The organism is Pseudomonas sp. PSE14, from assembly GCF_029203285.1.
GTDB lineage: Bacteria > Pseudomonadota > Gammaproteobacteria > Pseudomonadales > Pseudomonadaceae > Pseudomonas.
In genome coordinates, this window is sequence record NZ_CP115669.1 from 2,870,213 (window position 1) to 2,891,153 (window position 20,941).

Consider the following 20,941-nt stretch of genomic DNA (forward strand, 5'->3'; position numbering starts at 1 on the left):
TACCGGGGAATCCAGCACCTCCTGCATCGAGCGGGAGGCATTTGGGGGGCGCTAAAGAATGGACCTGCGCAGGAGGGCGGAAGTTTTCACCATCGGCGCGGAACTATGTCAGGGCGGGCGTTTCCGGGGGAGCATGGCTCGTGGTAGAACTGGCGCCCCGCTGATCGTTGACGAATGCCCCGCATGATCGAATTCAAGAATGTCACCGCCTACCAGCAGCAGACCCGTGTGCTGGATGGTTTTTCCCTGCACATTGGCGAAGGCGAGAAAGTCGCCATCCTAGGCCCCAACGGCGCCGGCAAGAGCACGCTGCTCAAACTGATCAGCCGCGAGCTCTACCCGGTGGATCGCGAGGGCAGTTCGCTGTCGTTGTTCGGCCTGCAGAACGTCACCCTCTGGGACCTGCGCAGCCGCATCGGTTTCGTCTCCCAGGACCTGCAGGAAGACTACACACCCTTCACCCAGGCGCTGGACGTGGTGATTTCCGGCTTCTTCGGCGCCATCGGCAGCCACGGTCACCTGCAGCCCACGCCGGAGCAGGTCGAGAAGGCGCGCGAGCTGCTCTCCACCGTGGAGATGGATGGCTACGCCGATCGCATGTTCCAGCGCCTCTCCACCGGGCAGAAGCGTCGCCTGCTGCTGGCCCGCGCCCTGGTGCACGAACCCCGCGCGCTGATCCTCGACGAGCCGGCCAACGGCCTGGACATGGGCGCCAGCCTGCAGATGCTCAAGCTGCTGCGGCGCTTCTGTGGCGAAGAGCACGCCATGATCATCACCACCCACCATATCGACGAGATCATCCCGGAGATCGAGCGGGTGGTGCTGATCGCCCAGGGCCAGGTGGTCGCCGACGGGCCCAAGGCGGAGATCCTCACCAGTGAACACCTGTCCGCGCTGTACCACGTGCCGCTGAAAGTCACCGAGCAGGATGGCTGGTACCGCTGCTGGCATGCGTGAAAAGGAGCGGGCCTCTTCCGTGGTTGGCTTCGTGTCGCGCCATACGGTTCGCGAGCAAGCTCGCTCCTACAGTCAGGCACCGTCACGCTTTTCGTAGGAGCGAGCTTGCTCGCGAACCCGAGATGGAACCGGATTAACCGGCGGAATCGCGAGCCGGTATTGCACCGGACTAAGCGTTATCGAGCTCCCAGACCGCGCAGGTACTCCCACGGGTAGATACCCCGGTCGTGGCCGTCATCGAACACCAGCTGCACGCCGTAGCCTTGCAGGTTCAGCTCCTGCAGGACGACGCTCGCCGGGACCAGATCGATCCGTCCCTGCAGCCGCGCCGCCCGGCATTGCGAGCAGGGACAGGCGCCGCGCAGGCGGGTGAAGGCGATGCACTGTTCGACACCATCGTTCCAGCGGATGCGCAATTCACCGTCGGTGCTGGAACGGTGCAGCGTGACGGGCGTGTTCATGCCGATTGTCCCAATTGAGTCAGGGCGATGCGCACGGCCTTGCGGACTTCCGGATCACTGTCGTGCTCGGCATTGCGCAGCGCGTCGATGGCGTCGCCGCTGCCCAGCTCGCCCAGGGCCAGCGCGGCCTCCTTGCGCAGGTTGCTGATGCCGTGGCCAAGTACGACCTTCAGGCCTTCCAACGCCGGCAGATAGCGCAGCCTGCCCAGCGAACGGGCGGCGCGCAGGCGCACCTGCCAGAAGTCATCTTCCAGGGCACGCACCAGCGCATCGCCGGCTTCGGGTTGAGCCAGTTTGCCGAGGGTGCCGGCGGCTTCTTCGCGCACCTGCCAGGCCGGATCGGCCAGCGCCGCCTGCAAGGCGGGCAGCACGCTGGCGTCGATGGCCAGGCCGAGCGCGCCGGCGGCGGCGCGGCGGACTTCGGCGTCCGGGTCGTCGCGGGTCAGGCGCGCCAGGTGCGGCAGGGCGTTGGTGCGCTTGAGCCAGCCGAGGATGCCCACGGCTTCGCGGCGTACGCCGGCGTCGGTGTCTACCAGTGCGTTGAGCGCAGGCTCGGCAGCCTCTTCCAGGCGCAGCTCGCGCAGGGCCCGCAAGGCGCTACGGCGCACGAAGATATCGGCGTGAGTTGCCCAGGGAAGCAGGCGCACGCCAGCTTCGGCGGTCTTCAGCTCGCTCAGGCTCTGGGCGGCGGCTGCGCGAACGTCGTCGTCGCTGTCGGCCAGGGCCTGGCAGAGGGCGTCCACCACCTCGGGTTCCTCCCAGGCTTCCAGCAGGCGTGCGGCTTCGGCGCGGACGTTGGCGGCTTCGTCACCGGTCAGGGCCGCGGCGAGCCAGGGCAGGCCATCGGGATCTTCCAGGTCGGCCAGTTCGATCAGGGCGATGCGGCGCACGCCGGCGTCGGCATCCTGCAGGCGCGGTTGCAGGTCGAGGATGTCGGGGTTGTCGGTGCTCAAGTTGAAGGCAGTCATATGGCGAATCGCGGTATCCGTTGAGGAGTGGGCAGGCCCAGGGGCGTCAGGCGCGGCAGCTGGCGGCCGTCTTCGTGGCGCAGCAGTTCCAGGCAGTGGCGCTTGAGCCGGGAGAATTCAGGCGTGGTGAGCAGGTCGGCGTGGCGCGGGCGCGGGAAGTCGAGGCGGATGTCCTCGAGGATGCGTCCGGGCCGCGGGCTCATCACCAGGATGCGGTCGGCGAGGAACAGCGCCTCGTCGATGTCGTGGGTGATGAACAGCACGCTGGTGCGCAGGCGCGTCCAGATGTCCAGCAGCAGTTCCTGCATCATCATCCGTGTCTGCGCGTCGAGGGCGCCGAAGGGTTCGTCCATCAGCAGCAGGCGCGGCTGGTTGATCAGCACGCGGGCAATTTCCACGCGCTGCTGCATGCCGCCGGAGAGCTGCGCTGGCCAACGATCGGCAAAGCCATTCAGGCCGACCAGCTGGAGCATTTCATCGGCCTGCCTATGGCGCTCGGCGCGGGGAACGCCGCGCATCTTCAGGCCGAAGGCGACGTTGTCGCGCACCCGCCGCCAGGGCAGCAGGGTGTGGTGCTGAAACACCATGCCACGCTCCGGCGAGGGGCCGGCGACGGTGCGGCCGTCCACTTCCAGCTTTCCGGCGCTGGGCGCCAGGTGCCCGGCCAGTGCGCCGAGCAGGGTGGACTTGCCGCAGCCGGAGGGGCCGAGCACGCAGACGAACTCGCCCGGCTCCATCGCGAAACTGAGTGATTGCACGGCCTCGAAGGCGTCACGACCGCTGCCCAGGTGGATCGACAGGCCATCGACGCGCACGCGCCCCGGCGCGCTGGCGGGCAAGGTCATGGCTTGCCTCCGGCCTGGCGCTGCCAGGGTGTGACGAAGGCGCCCAGTTGGCGCACCAGCAGGCTGCTGGCCATGCCGAGCACGCCGATCAGCAGCATGCCGACAACGATGTCGGGGTAGTTCTGCAAGGTGTAGGACTCCCAGGTGTAGTAGCCGATGCCCCATTGTCCGGAGATCATCTCGGCGGTCACCAGGCAGAACCACGAGGTGCCCATGCCGATGGCCAGCCCCGTGATGATGCTTGGCGTCGCGCTCGGCAATACCACTTCGCGCAGCAGCGCGAGACGGCTCGCTCCCAGGCTGCGGGCGGAGGCGAGCAGGCGCGGGTCGACCGCCTCCACGCCGTGGATGGTGTTGAGCAGGATGGGGAACAGCGCGCCGGTGAAGGTGATGAAGATCATCGACAGCTCGGAGCTGGGGAACATCAGGATCGCCAGCGGGATCCACGCCACCGCCGGGATCGGCCGTAGCACCTCCAGAGGCGGCAGCAGGCTGTCGCGGGCCCAGCGGCCACGGCCGATGATCAGCCCCAGGAGGATGCCGGCGACGGCGGCCAGCAGGTAACCGGCGAGCACCCGCAGCAGGCTGCTGCCCAGGTGGCGGCCGAGCTTGCTCGATTGCGCGAGGTTCCATGCCGCGTCCAGCACGTCGCGCGGGCCGGGTACGTTGGCGAAGGTGACGACGCCGAGGTTCACGTGGCGCGCACTGAGCACCTGCCACAGCGCCAGGCACACCAGCAGCGAGGCCAGGCGCAGACTCCAGCGGGTGAGGGTGGGTGTGTTCATCTGCGTATCTCCTGCAGCCCCGGCGGGTGGGCGTCGGGGCTGGTCTTCAGGTCAGCGGCTGGCCACGGCCTGCTGGCTGGCGCCGGCGAAGTCGGCCACCTCGCCTCCGTGCTGGCGGGCGAAGGCGTCGGCCTGCTCGCGCAGCAGGAAGGCATCCAGCGCGCCGTCCTTGCCGCGCACGAACCAGGCCTGCCCGGCGAGCAGCTTGATGCCACTGTCGCTGGCCTGTGCATACACCGCGCGGATGTCCTTGCCTTGCTTCTTCAGTTCGGCGAGTTGGCCCAGCGCTTCCTTGGCAGAGGCATAACTGCGCACCTTCGGCTCACCACGAACCCAGATCTGCGCGACCTTGCGGGTGTCGGTGATCGGCTTGTGGGTCAGCGCATCGTTGCCCAGCAGCGGCTGCTGCGCGTAGTTCTGCAGCGCCTGGTCGTAGTCGGCACCGGCAGCCTTGAAGGCGGCGCGGATGTAGCGGTCGTCGACGAACTGCTCGACGTTCAGGCCGCGGTCGGCCTTCTTCAGCAGCTTCAGGGTGTCGATGGCGGTGGCCACGGCCTGGCGGTATTCCGGCTTCCAGGTCAGGTCGCGGGTCTGCAGGCCGAGCGGGCCGTGGAACAGGTAGTTCACCTCGGCGGGGATGCCGGCGACCTTCTCGATCAGCTCGCTGTATTTCTCCGGGTCTTTGGCCAGCAGCTGGTTGGCCTCGTAAGTGGCGCGCAGGTACGCCTCGACGATTTCCGGATACTTCTGCGCGTAGTCAGCTTCCACCAGCGCCCCATGGAAGGTCGGCGCCTTGGCTTGCGAGCCGTCGTAGATCTTGCGGGCGATGCCACGGCTTTCGAACAGCTCGGCGAAGGGCACGAAGTCGGCGTGGGCGGCGATCTTGTTGGCCTGCAGGGCGGAGCCGGCGACTTCCGGCGGCTGCGCGATGATGGTGACGTCCTTCTCCGGGTCCCAGCCCTGGGCGGCGATGGCACGCAGCAGCAGGCCATGGGCGGTGGAGGCGAAGGGCACGGAGATGGTCTGGCCCTTGAGCTCGGCGAGCGACTGCACCTTGGACGAGGCGGGCACCACGATGCCGTTGCCACTGCCCTCGATGCTGCCCGAAAGCACGCTGATGAACAGGCTGCGCTTGCCGGCGGCCTCGTGGGCGACGCCGTTGAGCGAGCCGGGGAAATCGGCCATGGCGCCGAAGTCGAGCTTGCCGGCGAGCATCTCGTTGGTCAGCGGGGCGCCGCTGGTGAAGTTCTTCCACTGCACGTCGTACTGCGCGTCCTTGTACGGGCCGTCGTGGGGCAGGTACTTGTCGAGCAGGCCGAGTTCGCGGATCAGCAGGCCGCCGGCGGCGCAGTTGATGGTGGTGTCCTGGGTGCCGATGGCGACGCGGATGGTCTCCGAATGGGCGGAAAGACTGGCGATGGCGAGCGCAAGGCCTGCCAGGGTGGTGCGCAAGGTCATGGGTGTTCCCCTCGAATCATGAGTGTTGGAATCGTCTCCGCCGCAGGCGTTGCGGTGGGAAACGAGGGGCGGTGCATCAGGCGTCCGGTCGTTGGCCGGTTGCTTTTTTCTTTTCGTAGGAGCGAGCTTGCTCGCGAATGAAGGTCCGCTGCGGGAGCTGTTCGCGAGCGAGCTCGCTCCTACAGGGAAACTTCGTTGCGGAAACTCAACGCAGCAGGTACGGAATCTCCACCTTCACCGCGCCGGTCGGGCAGTCTTTCTCGCAGGGCATGCAGTACCAGCATTCGTCGAAGGCCATGTAGGCCTTCTGGGTGGCGGGGTTGATCGCCAGCAGGTCCATCGGGCAGACCTCGACGCAGACGGTGCAGCCCTTGTCGGCGATGCACTTGTCCTCGTCCACCGTCACCGGGGCGCTGGAGCGGAAGAAGATTTCCTGGGGTTGGTAGGCCATTGCACGCGGTCCTCATCGTGTTGCTTTGCCGGCCGCCGTGGCGGCGGGCTGGTTGTTCAGGTCGTGGGTTCGGCGCGGTGGCTCGTGACCCTCTCCCCAGCCCTCTCCCTGAAGGGAGAGGGGACTGTTCGGAGTGGTGGATGTTTCCGTGCTCGCCGGCTGACTCCGATATCGCCGCTGGCGCCGGACAGCTCCCTCTACCGCTTGCGGGAGAGGGCGGGGGGCGAGGGGCTCTTCGGTCCGCCGAAAACTCTCAAGCCGCCTCACTCTTCACCCGCAGCCGCTCATACGCCTGCTGCTCATCCTCATCCAGCGAGATCACATAAGGCTCGATGGGCTTCTTGAAGCTGGTCATCTCGCCGTCCTCACCCTTCTTCAGGTGGGCATGGCAGAACCACTCGGCATCGTTGCGCAGCGGGTAGTCCACACGGTGGTGGTACAGGCCCCAGCGGCTCTCGGTGCGGAACAGCGAGGCACGGGCGGCCATTTCGGCGCAGTCGCGGATCACGCTGACTTCCATGGCGCGCATCAACTCGTGCGGGTTGTTCGCCTTGAGCTGGTCGAGGTCGCGGGCGATTTCGGCGAAGCGCTGCAGGCCGATCTCCATCTTCTTCGTCACCTTGGGCGGCTGCAGGTAGTCGTTGACCATCCGGCGCAGCTTGTACTCCACCTGAGCCGGCGGCAGGCCGTGTTCGCGCTTGAGCGGAGCGAAGACGCGTTCGCGCTCGCGCTCGACCTGGGCGGAGTCGACCTCGGTGAACTCGCGGCCGGCCACGTACTGCGCGGCATTGCTGCCGGCGAACCAGCCGTAGGTGAAGGCGCCGAGCATGTAGTTGTGCGGCACGGCGGCCATGTCGCCGGCCGAGTAAAGGCCTTTGACGCTGGTCTCGGCCTTCTCGTTGACCCACACGCCCGAGGCGGAATGGCCGGAGCAGAAACCGATCTCGGAGATATGCATCTCCACCATCTGCTGGCGGTAGTCGGTGCCGCGATTGGCATGGAACTGGCCACGGCTGGGGCGCTCGTTGCTGTGGAGGATTTCCTCGATGGTCTGGATGGTCTCCTCGGCCAGGTGGTCCAGCTTGAGGAACACCGGGCCGTTGCCGCCTTCGAGTTCCTGGTGGAACTCCCACATCATCTGGCCGCTCCAGTAGTCGCATTCGATGAAGCGCTCGCCCTTGGAGTTGGCGGTGTAGCCGCCCAGCGGGCCGGTAACGTAGGCGCAGGCCGGACCGTTGTAGTCCTTGATCAGCGGGTTGATCTGGAAACACTCCAGGTTCGCAAGCTCCGCCCCGGCGTGGTAGGCCATGGCATAGCCATCGCCGGCGTTGGTGGGGTTCTCGTAGGTGCCCATCAGGTAGCCGGAAGAGGGCAGGCCCAGGCGGCCGGCGGCGCCGCAGGCGAGGACCACGGCCTTGGCGCGGATCACCTGGAACTGCGCGGTGCGGCAATCGAAGCCGAGCAGGCCGTTGACTGCGCCTTCGGCATCGGTGAGCAGGCGGGTGACCACCAGGCGGTTGGTGATCTCGATGCGCGCGCGTTTGAGCTGGCGGTACAGCACCTTCTTGATGTCGTGGCCCTCGGGCATGGGCAGCACGTAGGCACCCATGTGGTGGACCTTCTTCACCGCGTAGTCGCCGACCTCGTCCTTCTCGAACTTCACGCCCCAGCGGTCCAGCTGCTGCAGGGTCTCGAAGCTGTGGGTGGCGTAGGCATAGACCGCCGCCTGGTTGACGATGCCGTCGTTGGCGACGGTGATTTCCTTGGTGTACTGCTCGGGCGTAGCGTGGCCGGGAATGATGGCGTTGTTCAGGCCGTCCATGCCCATGCTGATGGCGCCGCTGCGTTTCACGTTGGCCTTGTCCACCAGCAGCACGCGCAGCTCGCGGTTGGCTTCCTTGGCCTTGATCGCGGCCATTGGGCCGGCGGTGCCGCCGCCGATCACCACGATGTCGTAGGCGAGTTGCTTGTCCTCGGGAACCTGGGAGAGGTCGAACTGGCTCATTGATGCTGTCCCTTGTGGCGGTCGATACGCAGGCGGTACTGGAAGGCATCGCCGCGGTAGTAGAGGTGTTCGTAGTCCAGCGGCGTGCCGTCGGCGGTGTGGGTCAGGCGCTCGATGCGCATCACCGGCGAGCCTTCTTCCACTTCCAGCGCGCCAGCCAGTTCCGCGTCGGCGAGGATGGCGTCGATGGCGAGGTCGGCATGGCCCAGGGGCAGGGCGCAGTCGTTTTCCAGGATCAGGAAGATGTCGCGGCTGACCAGGTCGGCCTTCTCCAGGCGCTTGCCCACGGCCTCGGGGAGGTAGGTGATTTCCAGCGACACCAGCTCGCGGTTGACCAGGCGGGCGCGCTTGATCTGCACCACGTTCGCGCCCTCGGTCACCTGCAGGCGCGTGGCGACCTGGGCGTCGGCGGGGATGACTTTGAAGCTGCGCAGACGGTTGATCACTTCGTAGCCGCGCTGGCTCATGGATTCGCCCAGGCCCTGCAGGGTGCTGACGTTCTGGAAGGCCTTGGGCTTGGCAACGAAGGTGCCCTTGCCGTGGATCTTGAAGATCAAGCCTTCCTTCTGCAGGTCGCCCAGCGCCTGGCGCACGGTGATGCGGCTGACCTCGAAGGCCTTGCCCAGCTCGGCCTCGGAGGGCATGCGGCTGAGCGGCGGATAGGTGCCGTCGAGGATGCGGGTACGCAGCAGCTCCTTGAGCTGGCTGTAGAGCGGAACGGGGGAGAGCGGGAGTAATTCGGCCATAGCTCATAACTTGTTATGACGAGTTGAGTGACTATAGATGGAATAACCGCGAAAGATGAAGGAACCAATTTGCATATCGTTATATGGAAGGGCAACGATTAGTTGACTGCAATGGTTGGTGAAGCCGCCCTGTTTCTATAGAATGCGCAAACGTTTCAGCAGACCATGCATCCCTCCCACAACAAAAGCCAAAGCCGAAGGCTTTGCGTGTCTCTCTGCGCAGGACGTGTCTCCCGCTCCATCGAACCGGTCCCAGAAGCCGGCGGAGGAGGGAGGTGAGCCCTGTTTCCATCCCGTCGTACTGTCGCCCTGGCTTCCCATGAAGTCCGGGCCTTCACGCTGCATGACGCCGGTGGGGCAGGCCAAGCCCTAACGACGAGATTCATCCCATGATCAAGAAAGTGAGCGGGGCGCTGCTCGGCCTCGCCCTGGCAGTGAATTGCGCGCCGGCCTTCGCGGCCGAATCCAAGAAGGTCGATGTGCTGCTGATTGGCGGCGGCATCATGAGCACCACCCTGGGCGTCTGGCTCAACGAGCTGGAACCGGGCTGGTCGATGGAGATGGTCGAGCGCCTGGACGGCGTCGCCCTGGAAAGCTCCAACGGCTGGAACAACGCCGGTACCGGCCACTCCGCGCTGGCCGAGCTGAACTACACGCCGGAAGACAAGGACGGCAAGGTCAGCATCGCCAAGGCCATCGAAATCAACGAATCCTTCCAGGTTTCCCGCCAGTTCTGGGCCTGGCAGGTGAAGAACGGCGTGCTGAAGAATCCCCGTTCCTTCATCAACTCCACGCCGCACATGAGCTTCGTCTGGGGCGACGACAACGTCGCCTTCCTCAGGAAGCGCCATGAAGCGCTGCAGGCCAGCCCGCTGTTCCGCGGCATGCAGTACTCCGAGGACCCGGCGCAGATCGCCAGGTGGGTGCCGCTGATGATGCAGGGCCGCGACCCCGCGCAGAAGGTCGCCGCCACCTGGTCGCCGCTGGGCACCGACGTCAACTTCGGCGAGATCACCCGCCAGTTCGCCGGCTACCTGCAGGGCAAGCCGAACTTCGCGATGAAGCTGTCCAGCGAGGTGGAGAACATCACCCGCAACGACGACGGCACCTGGCGCGTCGAGTACAAGAACCTCAAGGACGGCAGCGTTACCGAGACCGACGCCAGGTTCGTCTTCATCGGCGCCGGCGGCGGTGCGCTGCGCCTGCTGCAGAAATCCGGCATCGAAGAGGCCAAGGACTACGCCGGTTTCCCGGTGGGCGGCTCCTTCCTGGTCACCGAGAACCCGGCCATTGCCCAGCAGCACCTGGCCAAGGCCTACGGCAAGGCGTCGGTCGGCGCACCGCCCATGTCCGTGCCGCACCTGGATACCCGCGTGCTCGACGGCAAGCGCGTGATCCTGTTCGGCCCCTTCGCCACCTTCTCCACCAAGTTCCTCAAGGAGGGTTCCTACCTGGACCTGCTGGCCAGCACCAACGTGCACAACGTCTGGCCGATGACCCGCGTGGGCATCGACGAGTACCCGCTGGTGGAATACCTCGCCGGCCAGTTGATGCTCTCCGACGAGGACCGCCTTGCCGCGCTGCGCGAGTACTTCCCGCAAGCCAAGGCCGAAGACTGGCGCCTGTGGCAGGCGGGCCAGCGCGTGCAGATCATCAAGCGTGACGCCGAGAAAGGCGGCGTGCTGAAGCTCGGCACCGAGATCGTCTCCTCCGCGGACGGCAGCATCGCCGGCCTGCTCGGCGCTTCGCCGGGCGCCTCCACCGCCGCGCCGATCATGCTCAGCGTGCTGGAGAAGGTGTTCAAGGACAAGGTCGCCACCCCCGAATGGCAGGCGAAGATCCACCAGATCGTTCCCAGCTACGGCACCAAGCTGAACGACAGCCCGGAGAAGACCCAGCAGGAATGGGCCTACACCAGCGAAGTCCTGCAACTGGACCCGCCGCCGGCCATCGACCCGGCTCTCGCCGTGCAGCCCGCCGCTGCAGCACCGGCCGAGAAGGCCGCCAACGACATGGCGCTCTGAACGACGATCCGTCGTCTCCTCGATACGCAAGGCCCGCCAATGGCGGGCCTTGTGCTTTGTGGCTCAGACCCGTTTTTCGAGGCATCGCGCCAGGCCATCGACCGCACGCTCGAGTTCATCGGGCGTGTAGGCGGCGAAGCCCATGAGGAAGCCCGGCTGCGGCGCCCGGGCAACGTACAGGCCGCTCAGGCCCAGCAGTTCGATACGCGCGCTGCGCGCGGCGGCGATGACGACGTCTTCCTCCAGCGCGGTGGACAGCAGGCAGGGCATCTGCAGGCCGCCCGCAGGCACGCGGGGCTGCACAAGCCCGCCGAGTCGCCGCTCCAGCAGCTCGGCCAGCAGGGCCAGGCGTTCGGCGTAGAGGCCGCGCATGTGGCGCACGTAGGCGCCGAAGTGCCCGCCGCTGATGAAGCGCGCCAGGGTCAACTGCGCGATGGAGGCGGTGTGGCCATCCTGCAGGGAGCGGGCGATGGTCATGGGCTCCACCAGTGCGGGCGGCAGCACCAGGTAGCCGACACGCAGCCCCGGGAACAGGGACTTGGTGAAGGTTCCGATGTAGAGCGTACGGTCATGGGCGTCCAGGCCCTGGACACAGGCGGTCGGCTTGCCGGCGTAGTGGAATTCGCTGTCGTAGTCGTCCTCGATGATCCACGCCTGCGCTCGCTCGGCCCACTCGATCAATGCCAGCCGGCGCTCCAGCGAGAGCGTCGCGCCGGTGGGAAACTGGTGCGATGGCGTCAGGTATACCGCCCTGGCGGAGTGAGGCTGGGCGAGTAGCCGGTCGACCTCGATGCCATGCTCGTCGACCGGAATGGCCTGGCAGTCGAGCCCCGCGGCGACGAATGCCTTGCGCGCGCCGTAATACACCGGGTCCTCGACGAATATCCGCTCGCCCGCGTCCAGCAGGACGCTGGCGCACAGCCCCAGGGCCTGCTGAGAGCTGGTCAGCACCAGCACCTGTTCCGCCGTGGTGCGCGCGCCACGCTCAAGGTTCACATAGTCGGCGATCGCGCGCCGCAGTGGTTCGGCGCCCTGTGGATCGCCGTGCATCAGAGCCCTGGCGCCGAACTCCTTCAGCACCTGGCGCTGCAGGCGCTCCCAGGTCGGCAGCGGGAAGGTGCGCGTTTCCGGTACGCCCGGCGCGAATGGGCGCGGCGCGAGCTGCTCGCGGACACCACCGTGATGGAGCATTGCCTGGCCTCGCAGGCTGAGCCGTGCCGTGCCCGCGCTGGCCTGGCGCGGCCGCCTGGGGGCGCGCCGGCCGGGGGAAAGGCGGGTGGCTTCGGCGACGAAGCTGCCGCTGCCGACCCGGCGCTCGATGAAGCCCTCGGCGTGCAGATGGCTGTAGGCCGATTCGATGGTGTCGCGGGAAACGCCGAGGGAACTGGCCAACTGGCGCGAGGCGGGCAGCGGCGTTCCCGCCGTGAGCGCACCGTCGAGGATCAGTTGGCGAATGGCGCGCTGGATCCGTGCGTGCAGCGGCAGCGCCAGCAGTTCCGGAAGGACCAGCCGCGCCTTGACCGATTCGAGTAGGGAGTTCCTGAACAATTGGTCTGCTCGTTATTCATCTATTGGCAGGGCTATCCATTCCATTAGGGCGCTATAAATCAGTCCCGGTCAAGCCGAAGGGCTCTGGCCCGGGCGATGTGAGCGGCAGCCGGCCGCACGTCGCGAATACAGGAAGGGACAGTTCCCGCAGTAGGGAAGGAGAGGTGACATGACCGCCATACAACAGCTCATATCCATTCGCCCGGTGGTGCAGGAGGACTTCGAGACGTGGTCCGAGTATTGGGGCAAGTACCAGGAGTTCTACGCCGTGAACCTGGGCGAGGAGACGACCCGGACCACCTGGGCGCGCTTCTTCGATACCGCCGAACCGGTGCACTGCGCCGTGGCCACCGACGGCAAGCGGCTCTTCGGGTTCGTCAATTTCGTCTTCCATCGCTCGACCTGGGGGCGCAACGACTTCTGCTATCTGGAAGATCTCTACGTTTCGCCGAGCGTGCGTGGGCAGAAGATCGGCAAGAAGCTCATCGAATACGTGCAGTGCCAGGCCCGCGAGCGGCAGTGCGAGCGGCTGTACTGGCACACTCAGGAAACCAATCATACGGCGCAGCGCCTGTATGACTGGATCGCCGAGCGACCTGGGGTGATCGAGTATCGGATGGCGCTGGACAGCGGGCGCTGACGGCCAGGGCGGCGGTGCAAGGCGCCGCTGCCCTGCGGGCTCAGATCGACGCAGCCCAGCGTTGCGACCCGTCCGGCGCCTGTCGAACATCGCGGCCAGCTTGGGCCTGAACCACCGCTGAACGAGGAGGGGGCGCTCAAGGCCGCACCATCCGGCACTCATAGCTTTTTACCGCACCGGCCGATCGATAACTCCAATGGATCGGTCATAGCGCTGTCGCTCATTTGATCTATCTTCTGATGGGTTAAGCGAATCCATAGCGCCTTCGCATGGGCGCAGACGAGGAGCCTGTGATGAGTGACGAGAAGAAAGCCAGCTGCCCGTTCAACCACGCCGCTGGCGGCGGTACGACGAACCGTGACTGGTGGCCGAACCAACTGAGGTTGGACCTGCTCCACCAGCATTCCTCCAAGTCCGACCCGATGGAGGAATCCTTCAACTATGCCGAGGCCTTCAAGAGCCTCGACCTGGCTGCGGTCAAGAAGGACCTGACGGCCCTGATGACCGACTCCCAGGAGTGGTGGCCGGCCGACTTCGGCCACTACGGCCCACTCTTCATCCGCATGGCCTGGCACGCCGCCGGCACCTACCGCATCGGCGATGGCCGGGGCGGCGCGGGGCGTGGGCAACAGCGCTTCGCCCCGCTCAACAGCTGGCCGGACAACGTCAGCCTGGACAAGGCCCGCCGGCTCCTCTGGCCGATCAAGCAGAAGTACGGCAACAAACTGTCCTGGGCCGACCTGATCATCCTCACCGGCAACGTCGCGCTGGAATCCATGGGCTTCAAGACCTTCGGCTTCGCCGGCGGTCGTGCGGACGTGTGGGAACCGGACATGGACGTGTACTGGGGCGACGAGAAGACCTGGCTGGGCGATGAGCGCTACACCGGTGACCGCGACCTGGAAAACCCGCTGGCCGCCGTGCAGATGGGCCTGATCTACGTGAACCCGGAAGGCCCCAACGGCAACCCCGACCCGCTGGCCGCCGCCGTCGACATCCGCGAGACCTTCGCACGCATGGCGATGGACGACGAAGAAACCGTGGCGCTGATCGTCGGCGGCCACACCTTCGGCAAGACCCACGGTGCAGGCCCGGCCGACAACGTCGGCGCCAACCCCGAAGCCGCCCCCCTGGAAGAACAGGGCCTGGGCTGGCGCAGCACCTACAAGACCGGCGTCGGTGCCGATGCCATCACCAGCGGCCTGGAAGTGGTCTGGACCAACACCCCGACCCAGTGGAGCAACAACTTCCTGAACATCCTGTTCGGCTACGAATGGGAACTGACCAAGAGCCCGGCCGGCGCCCACCAGTGGAAGCCGAAGAATGGCGCCGGGGCCGGCAGCATTCCGGACCCGTTCGACCCGAACAAGCGCCGCGACCCGACCATGCTCACCACGGACATCTCGCTGCGCACCGACCCGATCTACGAAAAGATCTCCCGGCGCTTCCACCAGAACCCCGACCAGTTGGCCGACGCCTTCGCCCGCGCCTGGTTCAAGCTCACCCACCGCGACATGGGCCCGCGCGCCCGCTACCTGGGGCCGGAAGTCCCCGCCGAGCAATTGATCTGGCAGGACCCGATCCCCGCCGTGGACCACCCGCTGGTGGACGTCAACGACGTGGCCGCGCTGAAGGCCAAGGTGCTGGCCTCCGGTCTGACTGTCTCTGAGCTGGTTTCCACCGCCTGGGCCTCGGCCTCCACCTTCCGCGGCTCCGACAAGCGCGGCGGCGCCAACGGTGCGCGCATCCGCCTGGCACCGCAGAAGGACTGGCCGGTCAACCAGCCGGAACAACTGGCGAAGGTGCTCAAGGTGCTCGAAGGCATCCAGGCTGATTTCAACAAGTCCGCCTCCGCTGGCAAGAAGATATCCCTGGCCGACCTGATCGTGCTGGCCGGCGGCGCAGCCGTCGAGAAGGCGGCGAAGGACGGCGGCCACAACGTGACCGTACCCTTCACACCGGGTCGCATGGACGCCAGCCAGGAGCAGACCGACGTGGACTCGGTCGGCATGCTCGAACCGCGCGCCGATGGCTTCCGCAACTACCTCAAGGCCAAGTACCCGGTGCTGCCGGAACACCTGCTGGTGGACAAGGCCCAGCTGCTGACCCTGACCGCGCCGGAAATGACCGTCCTGGTCGGCGGCCTGCGCGTACTGGGTGCCAACGTCGGGCAGTCGCCCCACGGCGTGTTCACCAGCAAGCCGGGCACCCTGAGCAACGACTTCTTCGTCAACCTGCTGGACATGGGCACGGTGTGGAAACCGACCTCGTCCGCCAACGACCTCTACGAAGGCCGCGACCGCAAGAGCGGCAACGTGAAGTGGAGCGGCACCCGTATCGACCTGGTGTTCGGCTCCAACGCACAGCTGCGCGCCCTGGCGGAGGTGTATGCCTGCAGCGATTCCAGGCAGAAGTTCGTCGATGACTTCGTCAAGGCCTGGACCAAGGTGATGAACCTGGATCGCTTCGATCTGCGCTGATCCTCGGTAAAAGCAACTCTTTGGTAAAACCAACGCCCCGCGAGCGCTATCCGGCTCGCGGGGCGTTTTGTTTTCTACCTCGGCTATCAGCTCGCAGCATGCAAAATCAGCGCGGGTTGTACTCCACCTGCACCATTTCCCGCGTTCCGGCCGCCACGTCGTAGATGTGGTAGTTGTTCATCATCCGCCCGTACAGGTGCAGGCTGACGGCGCGCGGGCGTTCGGCGGGGACACCGGTGATGTGGATGTGGTCGGGGTTGGGCACGAAGCTGGTGACCGAGCCCGGCGGCAGCAGGATGACGCCGCCGCGTACCAGTTCGATGCCGTCGTCGCGGCTGCGGTCGGGCGACACGCACACGTAACTGCGTTCTTCCAGTACGCCTTCGACGATACCGACCACGCCCCAGCTGCCGTGGTCGTGCACCGGCGTCCATTGTCCCGATGACCAGACCAGCGCAAAGAGCGACAGGCCGGCATCCTCGGCGCAGTAGATGAGGTTGCGCGAGTAGTGCGCAGGATCTGCCCGGTAGTGCTCGGGTTCGAGGAAGTCCACCGCGTGGTCGATCAGCTCCATCATCGACGGGGCGAGCGCCATGACGCACTGGCACGGCTCGGATTCGGCGTGGCTGAGTTCGACGGCGTGTTCGATGAAGCGCGAGAGGATGGGGTGTGTCATTGGGCCGGCTCTCCGGAAGGTTCTGCGCAGTACCTGGACTGAACCTTCGGCCCGAGAGGCGACCACGCTCCCGATGAGGAAGAAAATCCCCAGTCGTAACCACTCTAGCTGGCTTTCCATCGCGGCGCCGGAGCACGCAAAAAGGCCGGCACCTCGCTGGAGGTACCGGCCCGTGGGGCTTGCGCGTTGCCTTACTTGGCGCCGCTCAGGAGGTTGTAGCTGGTGATCAGGTTGCGGTAGTCCGGGATGTGGTTGGAGAACAGCGCGGCCAGGCCTTCGATGTCGTTGCGCCAGTCGCGGTGCAGTTCACAGGCCACGCCGAACCAGGTCATCAGTTGCGCGCCGGCGGCTTCCATGCGGCGCCAGGCGGCGTCGCGGGTCATTTCGTTGAAGGTGCCGGAGGCATCGGCCACCACGAAGACGTCGAAACCTTCGGCCAGGGCGGACAGCGCCGGGAAGGCTACGCAGACCTCGGTCACCACGCCGGCGATGATCAGTTGCTTCTTGCCGGTGGCCTTGATCGCCTTGACGAAGTCTTCGTTGTCCCAGGCGTTGATCTGGCCAGGGCGGGCGATGTAGGGCGCGTCCGGGAACATTTCCTTCAGCTCCGGCACCAGCGGGCCGTTGGGGCCGGTTTCGAAGCTGGTGGTGAGGATGGTCGGCAACTTGAAGTACTTGGCCAGGTCGGCCAGGGCCAGGACGTTGTTCTTGAACTTGTCCGGTTCGATGTCGCGTACCAGCGAGAGCAGACCAGCCTGGTGATCGACCAGCAGGACGGCGGCGTTGTCTTTGTCCAGACGGTTGTAGGTGGTGTTGGTCATGTTGAAATCCTCGATTTGCTTTCAGTGGGTGCCCGGCGTACCGGAGTCTCGCTGCAGTGCGTCACTGCATGGGGAAAAGATTAAAATCGACACCCTTGGTGCGCTAGATTGCAAAAATCATCTCTAGCGTTCTATTTAAGGAACGGAAATGGAAGACCTGAACTCCCTGTACTACTTCACCCAGGTGGTGGAGCACGGCGGTTTCGCCTCGGCCGGGCGTGCGCTGGACATGCCCAAGTCGAAGCTCAGCCGGCGCATCGCGGAGCTGGAGGAGCGCCTCGGCGTGCGCCTGCTGCAGCGCACCAGCCGGCACTGCTCGCTGACCGAGATCGGACAGGCCTACTACCAGCGCTGCCTGGCCATGCGGGTGGAGGCGGAGGGCGCGGCGGAGGTGATCGAGCGCAACCGCAGCGAGCCACGCGGGCTGGTGCGCCTGGCCTGCCCGACGACGCTGCTGAACTCCTGGGTGGGGCCGATGCTGTCGCGCTACATGCTCAAGTACCCGGCGGTGGAGCTGTTCATCGAGAGCACCAACCGGCGTGTCGACCTGCTCCACGAAGGGTTCGACGTGGCCCTGCGGGTACGCTTCCCGCCGCTGGAGAACACCGACATGGTGATGAAGGTGCTGGCCAACAGCACCCAGTGCCTGGTAGGACACCCGGACCTGCTGGCCCGGTTGCCGGCGGACTTCCGTCCCGAGGACCTCGGCACTCTGCCGAGCCTGCACTGGGGCGGCTCGCAGCGCGAATACCAGTGGGAACTGTTCAATCCCGAGGGGGAACGGCTGGTGATCCCGCACCGGCCGCGCATGGTCACCGACGATCTGCTGGCCCTGCGCAACAGCGTGGTGGCGGGCGTGGGCATCGCGCACCTGCCGCGGGTGGCGGTGCGCGAGGACCTGGCCTGCGGCGCGCTGGTGGAGCCGTTGCCCGGCTGGATGCCCCGTTGCGGCATCGTCCATGCGATCTTCCCGTCACGGCGCGGCCTGTTGCCCTCGGTGCGTACGCTGATCGACTTCCTGGCCGAGGAGTTCGCCCGCAGCGATATGGCCTGAGTGCCGGTCAGTTTCTCAAGGCGCGCCCCAGTACCTCGGCGGCTGCGTGGATGGAGGCTTCGTCGTAGGGCGCGAAGCCCATCACCAGCCCCGGCGCGCGGGGCCTGGCGCTGTAGGGCGTGAGCGGCAGCAGGTCGATGCCGGCGGCGCTGATTCGGGCGTAGGCGGCGGCTTCGTCGTCCAGCTCTAGTTCGACGGCGATGTCCAGGCCGGCGCGGATTTCCGGCACCCGGATCAAGCCGCGCCAGTGTCGCTCGGCGGCCTCGGCGAAGGCTTCCGCCCGCGAGGCATAGAGCTTGCGCATGCGGCGTACGTGCCGGTCGAAATGGCCCTCACTGATGAAGTCGGCGAGCACTGCCTGGCCCAGGCTGTTGGCGTGCCGGGCGGTGAGGGCGGCGGCGCGGGTGAAGCTTTCCACCAGTTGCGGCGGTAGCACCAGGTAGGCCAGTCGGATCGCCGGGAACAGCAGTTTGCTGAAGGTGCCGGCGAGGATCACCGAGTGGCTCGCTCCCGGCATCGAGCGCAGCGCCGGGATCGGTTTGGCGATGAAGCGGTACTCGCTGTCGTAGTCGTCCTCGAACACATAGGCATTGCGCTGGCTGGCCCAGCGCAGCAGGGCGAGTCGGCGCGCCGGGGACATCTCGCCGCCCAATGGCGCCTGCCGCGACGGCGTGACGTAGGCCAGGCGAGCGTCGGCAGCCAGGCGGATGCCGTCCTCCACCCGCAGGCCGTCGTGGTCCACCGGTACGTCCACCCGCGCAACGCCGGAGACTTCCATCAGTTGCCGCGCGCCGGGATATCCCGGGTCCTCCATCCAGACCTTTTCCCCCGGCGGCACCAGCAGCCGCAGGCACAGGTCCAGCCCTTGCTGCACGCTGCCGAGAATGACGATGCAGTCGGCGCCCACCTGCACGCCGCGGGCAATGGCCAAGTAGTTGGCGACCGCCTCGCGCAGCGCCGGCAAGCCAGCCGGGTCCGCGTCCAGCAGGGCCGGTAGCTTGGAGCTGCGCAACTGGTGCAGGTGCAGCTTGCGCCACAGGTCCACCGGGAAGGCGCCGACATCGCCCCGATGGGGGAAGAACGGCCGCAGCCCCGGCGTGACGCTGCGCCGGGCGAAGATCGGCTTGATCGCATTCAGCCGCTCTATCCATGGCGTGTCCGGCGGCGGGACAGGCAGTTCGGCAGTGGGGGTGATCTTGCGCCGGACATAGCCGCTGCCGAGGGTTGCATCCGGCAGCACCTCACTGACCTGGGTACCACTGCCGGTGCGCGCTTGCAGATAGCCCTCGGACAGCAGTTGCTGGTAGGCCGCCTGCGCCGTGCCCCGGGCGACCTTGTAGTGCTCCGCCAGCGCGCGGGTGCTGGGCAAGGTGCTGCCGCCGGGCAGGCGCCCGCTGAGGATGGCCTCGCGCAGCGCCTCGTACAGCCAGCGTTGCAGGGTGACGCCCGGCTCCGGGGCGCCGAGGGGAAGGGAAACGATCAGGGGAGCGTTCTTGTTGGCGGGCATGACCGGTCTCTCGAAGTGGACCAGTCATTTTAGAGGGAATTGGATCAATACGCTGGCCACGCTCGCCCGCACAATGCGTCCCGTAGTCCGGCATCAGGCCGGTGAGTCCCCTCCCCACGACCTCTTTCTGGAGCACATCATGAAACAACAGATTCTGATCATCGGTGCCGGATTCGGCGGCCTCTGGAGTGCCCTCAGCGCAGTGCGCCTGCTCGACCAGCAGCGCGCGGACGTAGCGGTCACGCTGCTCGCGCCGCAGGCCGAACTGCGCATCCGCCCGCGCTTCTACGAACACAATGTCGCCGGCACCACCGCGCCGCTGGGTGAGCTGTTCCAGGCGGTCGGCGTGAACTTCGTCCAGGGCAGCGCCACCGGCATCGATAGTCACGCACAGCGCGTCCGCTACAGCAGCGTCAACGGTCAGGTGGGCGAGCTGGCATACGACCGCCTGGTGCTGGCGGCCGGCAGCGAAGTGGCGCGCCCGGCGGCCGCCGGCATCGAGCGTCACACCTTCGACGTGGACAGCCTGGAGTCGGCGCTGAAGCTGGAAGAACACCTGCATGCGCTGGCCAGCCTGCCGGAAAGCCCGGCACGCAATACCGTGGTGGTGGTGGGCGGTGGCTTCACCGGCATCGAGACCGCCACCGAAATGCCCGGCCGGCTGCGGGCGATCCTCGGTGAGGACGCTGCGGTGAACGTCATCATCGTCGATCCGGGCCAGCGCATCGGCGCCGCCATGGGCGACTCGATCGCCGAGATCATTGCCCACGCCAGCGAGACCCTTGGCGTGTCCTGGCGCCTGGGCGCCCCGGTGAGCTCGGTGGACGAGCACGGCGTGACCCTGGCCAATGGCGAGCGCATCGAGACCCGCACGGTGATCTGGGCCGCCGGGGTGAAGGCTTCGCCGCTGACCGCGCAGATTGATGCACCGCGCGATCCCCGTGGCCGCCTGCACGTCGACCGCAATCTCAAGGTACTGGGCCAGGAGCGGATCTACGCCACCGGCGATACCGCCTACGCCGCGACGGACGACCTGGGCAACTACGCGCTGATGACCTGCCAGCACGCCATCTCCCTGGGCCGCTCGGCGGGCAACAACGCTGCCGCCGACCTGCTGGGCGTCGCACCGATTCCCTACAGCCAGCCCAAGTACGTCACCTGCCTGGACCTGGGCGGTTGGGGCGCGGTGTACACCGAGGGCTGGGACCGCCAGATCAAGCTGACGGGGGAGGAGGGCAAGCAGCTCAAGACCCAGATCAACACCCAGTGGATCTACCCGCCGGCGGCCGATCGCGCGGTTGCGCTGGCTGCAGCCGACCCGCTGATCCCTGTGGTGGCGTGACCGGACACTGGTGAGCAAGGCTGAGAGCCGCACGTGAACAACGTGCGGCTCTTTTGTTTCCGGCATCGGCAGCGGCGGCGCTTTTACCACCAATCAGGGTGGTTTCAGTGTTCCAGGAATGGAACTGTGAGGGCCACTTCGTGGATCTAGCGGGAGCGTCGTTGCGCAACTAC

The 20,941-nt window shown here is 66.5% G+C and carries 18 protein-coding genes; 6 read left to right on the plus strand and 12 right to left on the minus strand.

The window, feature by feature from the left end; translation table 11 throughout:
• The first annotated feature begins 183 nt into the window (after positions 1-183).
• The gene (locus tag O6P39_RS13195; protein ID WP_275611767.1) at positions 184-957 is read left to right on the plus strand and encodes an ATP-binding cassette domain-containing protein; all 774 of its coding nucleotides are present in this window, start codon (positions 184-186) and stop codon (positions 955-957) included.
• Between the two features lie 176 nt (positions 958-1,133).
• Here O6P39_RS13195 and O6P39_RS13200 read toward each other — a convergent pair whose 3' ends face one another.
• From O6P39_RS13200 to O6P39_RS13235, 8 genes are all read right to left on the minus strand, one after another.
• Positions 1,134-1,418, minus strand: a complete 285-nt coding sequence (locus O6P39_RS13200; RefSeq protein WP_275611768.1) for a gamma-butyrobetaine hydroxylase-like domain-containing protein — start codon at positions 1,416-1,418, stop codon at positions 1,134-1,136.
• Positions 1,415-2,386 (minus strand): HEAT repeat domain-containing protein, encoded by a 972-nt coding sequence (locus O6P39_RS13205; RefSeq protein WP_275611769.1) that lies wholly within the window; start codon positions 2,384-2,386, stop codon positions 1,415-1,417. The genes O6P39_RS13200 and O6P39_RS13205 overlap by 4 nt, the downstream gene beginning before the upstream one ends.
• The gene (locus O6P39_RS13210; protein WP_275611770.1) at positions 2,383-3,231 is read right to left on the minus strand and encodes an ABC transporter ATP-binding protein; all 849 of its coding nucleotides are present in this window, start codon (positions 3,229-3,231) and stop codon (positions 2,383-2,385) included. The genes O6P39_RS13205 and O6P39_RS13210 overlap by 4 nt, the downstream gene beginning before the upstream one ends.
• Positions 3,228-4,016, minus strand: coding sequence for an ABC transporter permease (locus tag O6P39_RS13215; protein WP_275611771.1), 789 nt, complete (start codon positions 4,014-4,016; stop codon positions 3,228-3,230). Before O6P39_RS13215 ends, O6P39_RS13210 begins: the two co-directional genes overlap by 4 nt.
• Before the next feature lie 51 nt (positions 4,017-4,067).
• Positions 4,068-5,474, minus strand: coding sequence for an ABC transporter substrate-binding protein (locus O6P39_RS13220; protein WP_275611772.1), 1,407 nt, complete (start codon positions 5,472-5,474; stop codon positions 4,068-4,070).
• 205 nt (positions 5,475-5,679) lie between these two features.
• A complete protein-coding gene (locus tag O6P39_RS13225; RefSeq protein WP_081517023.1) occupies positions 5,680-5,925 on the minus strand; it encodes a ferredoxin family protein in 246 nt (81 codons plus the stop codon).
• 253 nt (positions 5,926-6,178) lie between these two features.
• Positions 6,179-7,930, minus strand: a complete 1,752-nt coding sequence (locus tag O6P39_RS13230; protein ID WP_275611773.1) for a fumarate reductase/succinate dehydrogenase flavoprotein subunit — start codon at positions 7,928-7,930, stop codon at positions 6,179-6,181.
• The gene (locus O6P39_RS13235) at positions 7,927-8,676 is read right to left on the minus strand and encodes a GntR family transcriptional regulator (RefSeq protein ID WP_275611774.1); all 750 of its coding nucleotides are present in this window, start codon (positions 8,674-8,676) and stop codon (positions 7,927-7,929) included. Before O6P39_RS13235 ends, O6P39_RS13230 begins: the two co-directional genes overlap by 4 nt.
• Positions 8,677-9,065: 389 nt before the next feature.
• Between O6P39_RS13235 and mqo the strand changes: the two genes are divergently transcribed.
• Positions 9,066-10,700 carry a malate dehydrogenase (quinone) gene (mqo, locus tag O6P39_RS13240; RefSeq protein WP_275611775.1) on the plus strand — a complete coding sequence of 545 codons (1,635 nt, stop codon included), beginning with the start codon at positions 9,066-9,068 and terminating at the stop codon, positions 10,698-10,700.
• 63 nt (positions 10,701-10,763) lie between these two features.
• Here mqo and O6P39_RS13245 read toward each other — a convergent pair whose 3' ends face one another.
• Positions 10,764-12,248: a PLP-dependent aminotransferase family protein gene (locus O6P39_RS13245; protein ID WP_275611776.1), complete on the minus strand. Its 1,485-nt coding sequence runs from the start codon at positions 12,246-12,248 to the stop codon at positions 10,764-10,766.
• A gap of 169 nt (positions 12,249-12,417) precedes the next feature.
• Between O6P39_RS13245 and O6P39_RS13250 the strand changes: the two genes are divergently transcribed.
• Both O6P39_RS13250 and katG read left to right on the plus strand, forming a co-directional pair.
• On the plus strand, positions 12,418-12,888 hold the full coding sequence (locus O6P39_RS13250; RefSeq protein WP_275611777.1) for a GNAT family N-acetyltransferase: 471 nt from the start codon (positions 12,418-12,420) through the stop codon (positions 12,886-12,888).
• A 293-nt stretch (positions 12,889-13,181) separates the two neighbouring features.
• Positions 13,182-15,368, plus strand: a complete 2,187-nt coding sequence (katG, locus tag O6P39_RS13255; protein WP_275611778.1) for a catalase/peroxidase HPI — start codon at positions 13,182-13,184, stop codon at positions 15,366-15,368.
• A 106-nt stretch (positions 15,369-15,474) separates the two neighbouring features.
• Here katG and O6P39_RS13260 read toward each other — a convergent pair whose 3' ends face one another.
• Entirely contained in the window at positions 15,475-16,044 is a 570-nt protein-coding gene (locus tag O6P39_RS13260; protein ID WP_275611779.1) for a cysteine dioxygenase family protein, read from the minus strand.
• Between the two features lie 191 nt (positions 16,045-16,235).
• Positions 16,236-16,865, minus strand: coding sequence for an isochorismate family cysteine hydrolase YcaC (gene ycaC / locus O6P39_RS13265; RefSeq protein WP_275611780.1), 630 nt, complete (start codon positions 16,863-16,865; stop codon positions 16,236-16,238).
• 148 nt (positions 16,866-17,013) lie between these two features.
• On the opposite strand from ycaC, the gene O6P39_RS13270 reads away from it, so the two are divergent.
• A complete protein-coding gene (locus tag O6P39_RS13270; RefSeq protein ID WP_275611781.1) occupies positions 17,014-17,919 on the plus strand; it encodes a LysR substrate-binding domain-containing protein in 906 nt (301 codons plus the stop codon).
• 7 nt (positions 17,920-17,926) lie between these two features.
• On the opposite strand, the gene O6P39_RS13275 is transcribed toward O6P39_RS13270, so the two are convergent.
• Positions 17,927-19,426, minus strand: a complete 1,500-nt coding sequence (locus O6P39_RS13275) for a PLP-dependent aminotransferase family protein (protein ID WP_275611782.1) — start codon at positions 19,424-19,426, stop codon at positions 17,927-17,929.
• A gap of 139 nt (positions 19,427-19,565) precedes the next feature.
• On the opposite strand from O6P39_RS13275, the gene O6P39_RS13280 reads away from it, so the two are divergent.
• Positions 19,566-20,768 carry an FAD-dependent oxidoreductase gene (locus O6P39_RS13280; RefSeq protein ID WP_275611783.1) on the plus strand — a complete coding sequence of 401 codons (1,203 nt, stop codon included), beginning with the start codon at positions 19,566-19,568 and terminating at the stop codon, positions 20,766-20,768.
• Positions 20,769-20,941: the final 173 nt, after the last annotated feature.

Bases quoted from the DNA above. Each gene is read 5' to 3' on its own strand.
- O6P39_RS13195 (WP_275611767.1), top strand. From the start codon at position 184: ATGATCGAATTCAAGAATGTCACCGCCTACCAGCAGCAGACCCGTGTG.
- O6P39_RS13200 (WP_275611768.1), bottom strand. From the start codon at position 1,418: ATGAACACGCCCGTCACGCTGCACCGTTCCAGCACCGACGGTGAATTG.
- O6P39_RS13205 (WP_275611769.1), bottom strand. From the start codon at position 2,386: ATGACTGCCTTCAACTTGAGCACCGACAACCCCGACATCCTCGACCTG.
- O6P39_RS13210 (WP_275611770.1), bottom strand. From the start codon at position 3,231: ATGACCTTGCCCGCCAGCGCGCCGGGGCGCGTGCGCGTCGATGGCCTG.
- O6P39_RS13215 (WP_275611771.1), bottom strand. From the start codon at position 4,016: ATGAACACACCCACCCTCACCCGCTGGAGTCTGCGCCTGGCCTCGCTG.
- O6P39_RS13220 (WP_275611772.1), bottom strand. From the start codon at position 5,474: ATGACCTTGCGCACCACCCTGGCAGGCCTTGCGCTCGCCATCGCCAGT.
- O6P39_RS13225 (WP_081517023.1), bottom strand. From the start codon at position 5,925: ATGGCCTACCAACCCCAGGAAATCTTCTTCCGCTCCAGCGCCCCGGTG.
- O6P39_RS13230 (WP_275611773.1), bottom strand. From the start codon at position 7,930: ATGAGCCAGTTCGACCTCTCCCAGGTTCCCGAGGACAAGCAACTCGCC.
- O6P39_RS13235 (WP_275611774.1), bottom strand. From the start codon at position 8,676: ATGGCCGAATTACTCCCGCTCTCCCCCGTTCCGCTCTACAGCCAGCTC.
- mqo (WP_275611775.1), top strand. From the start codon at position 9,066: ATGATCAAGAAAGTGAGCGGGGCGCTGCTCGGCCTCGCCCTGGCAGTG.
- O6P39_RS13250 (WP_275611777.1), top strand. From the start codon at position 12,418: ATGACCGCCATACAACAGCTCATATCCATTCGCCCGGTGGTGCAGGAG.
- katG (WP_275611778.1), top strand. From the start codon at position 13,182: ATGAGTGACGAGAAGAAAGCCAGCTGCCCGTTCAACCACGCCGCTGGC.
- O6P39_RS13260 (WP_275611779.1), bottom strand. From the start codon at position 16,044: ATGACACACCCCATCCTCTCGCGCTTCATCGAACACGCCGTCGAACTC.
- ycaC (WP_275611780.1), bottom strand. From the start codon at position 16,865: ATGACCAACACCACCTACAACCGTCTGGACAAAGACAACGCCGCCGTC.
- O6P39_RS13270 (WP_275611781.1), top strand. From the start codon at position 17,014: ATGGAAGACCTGAACTCCCTGTACTACTTCACCCAGGTGGTGGAGCAC.
- O6P39_RS13275 (WP_275611782.1), bottom strand. From the start codon at position 19,426: ATGCCCGCCAACAAGAACGCTCCCCTGATCGTTTCCCTTCCCCTCGGC.
- O6P39_RS13280 (WP_275611783.1), top strand. From the start codon at position 19,566: ATGAAACAACAGATTCTGATCATCGGTGCCGGATTCGGCGGCCTCTGG.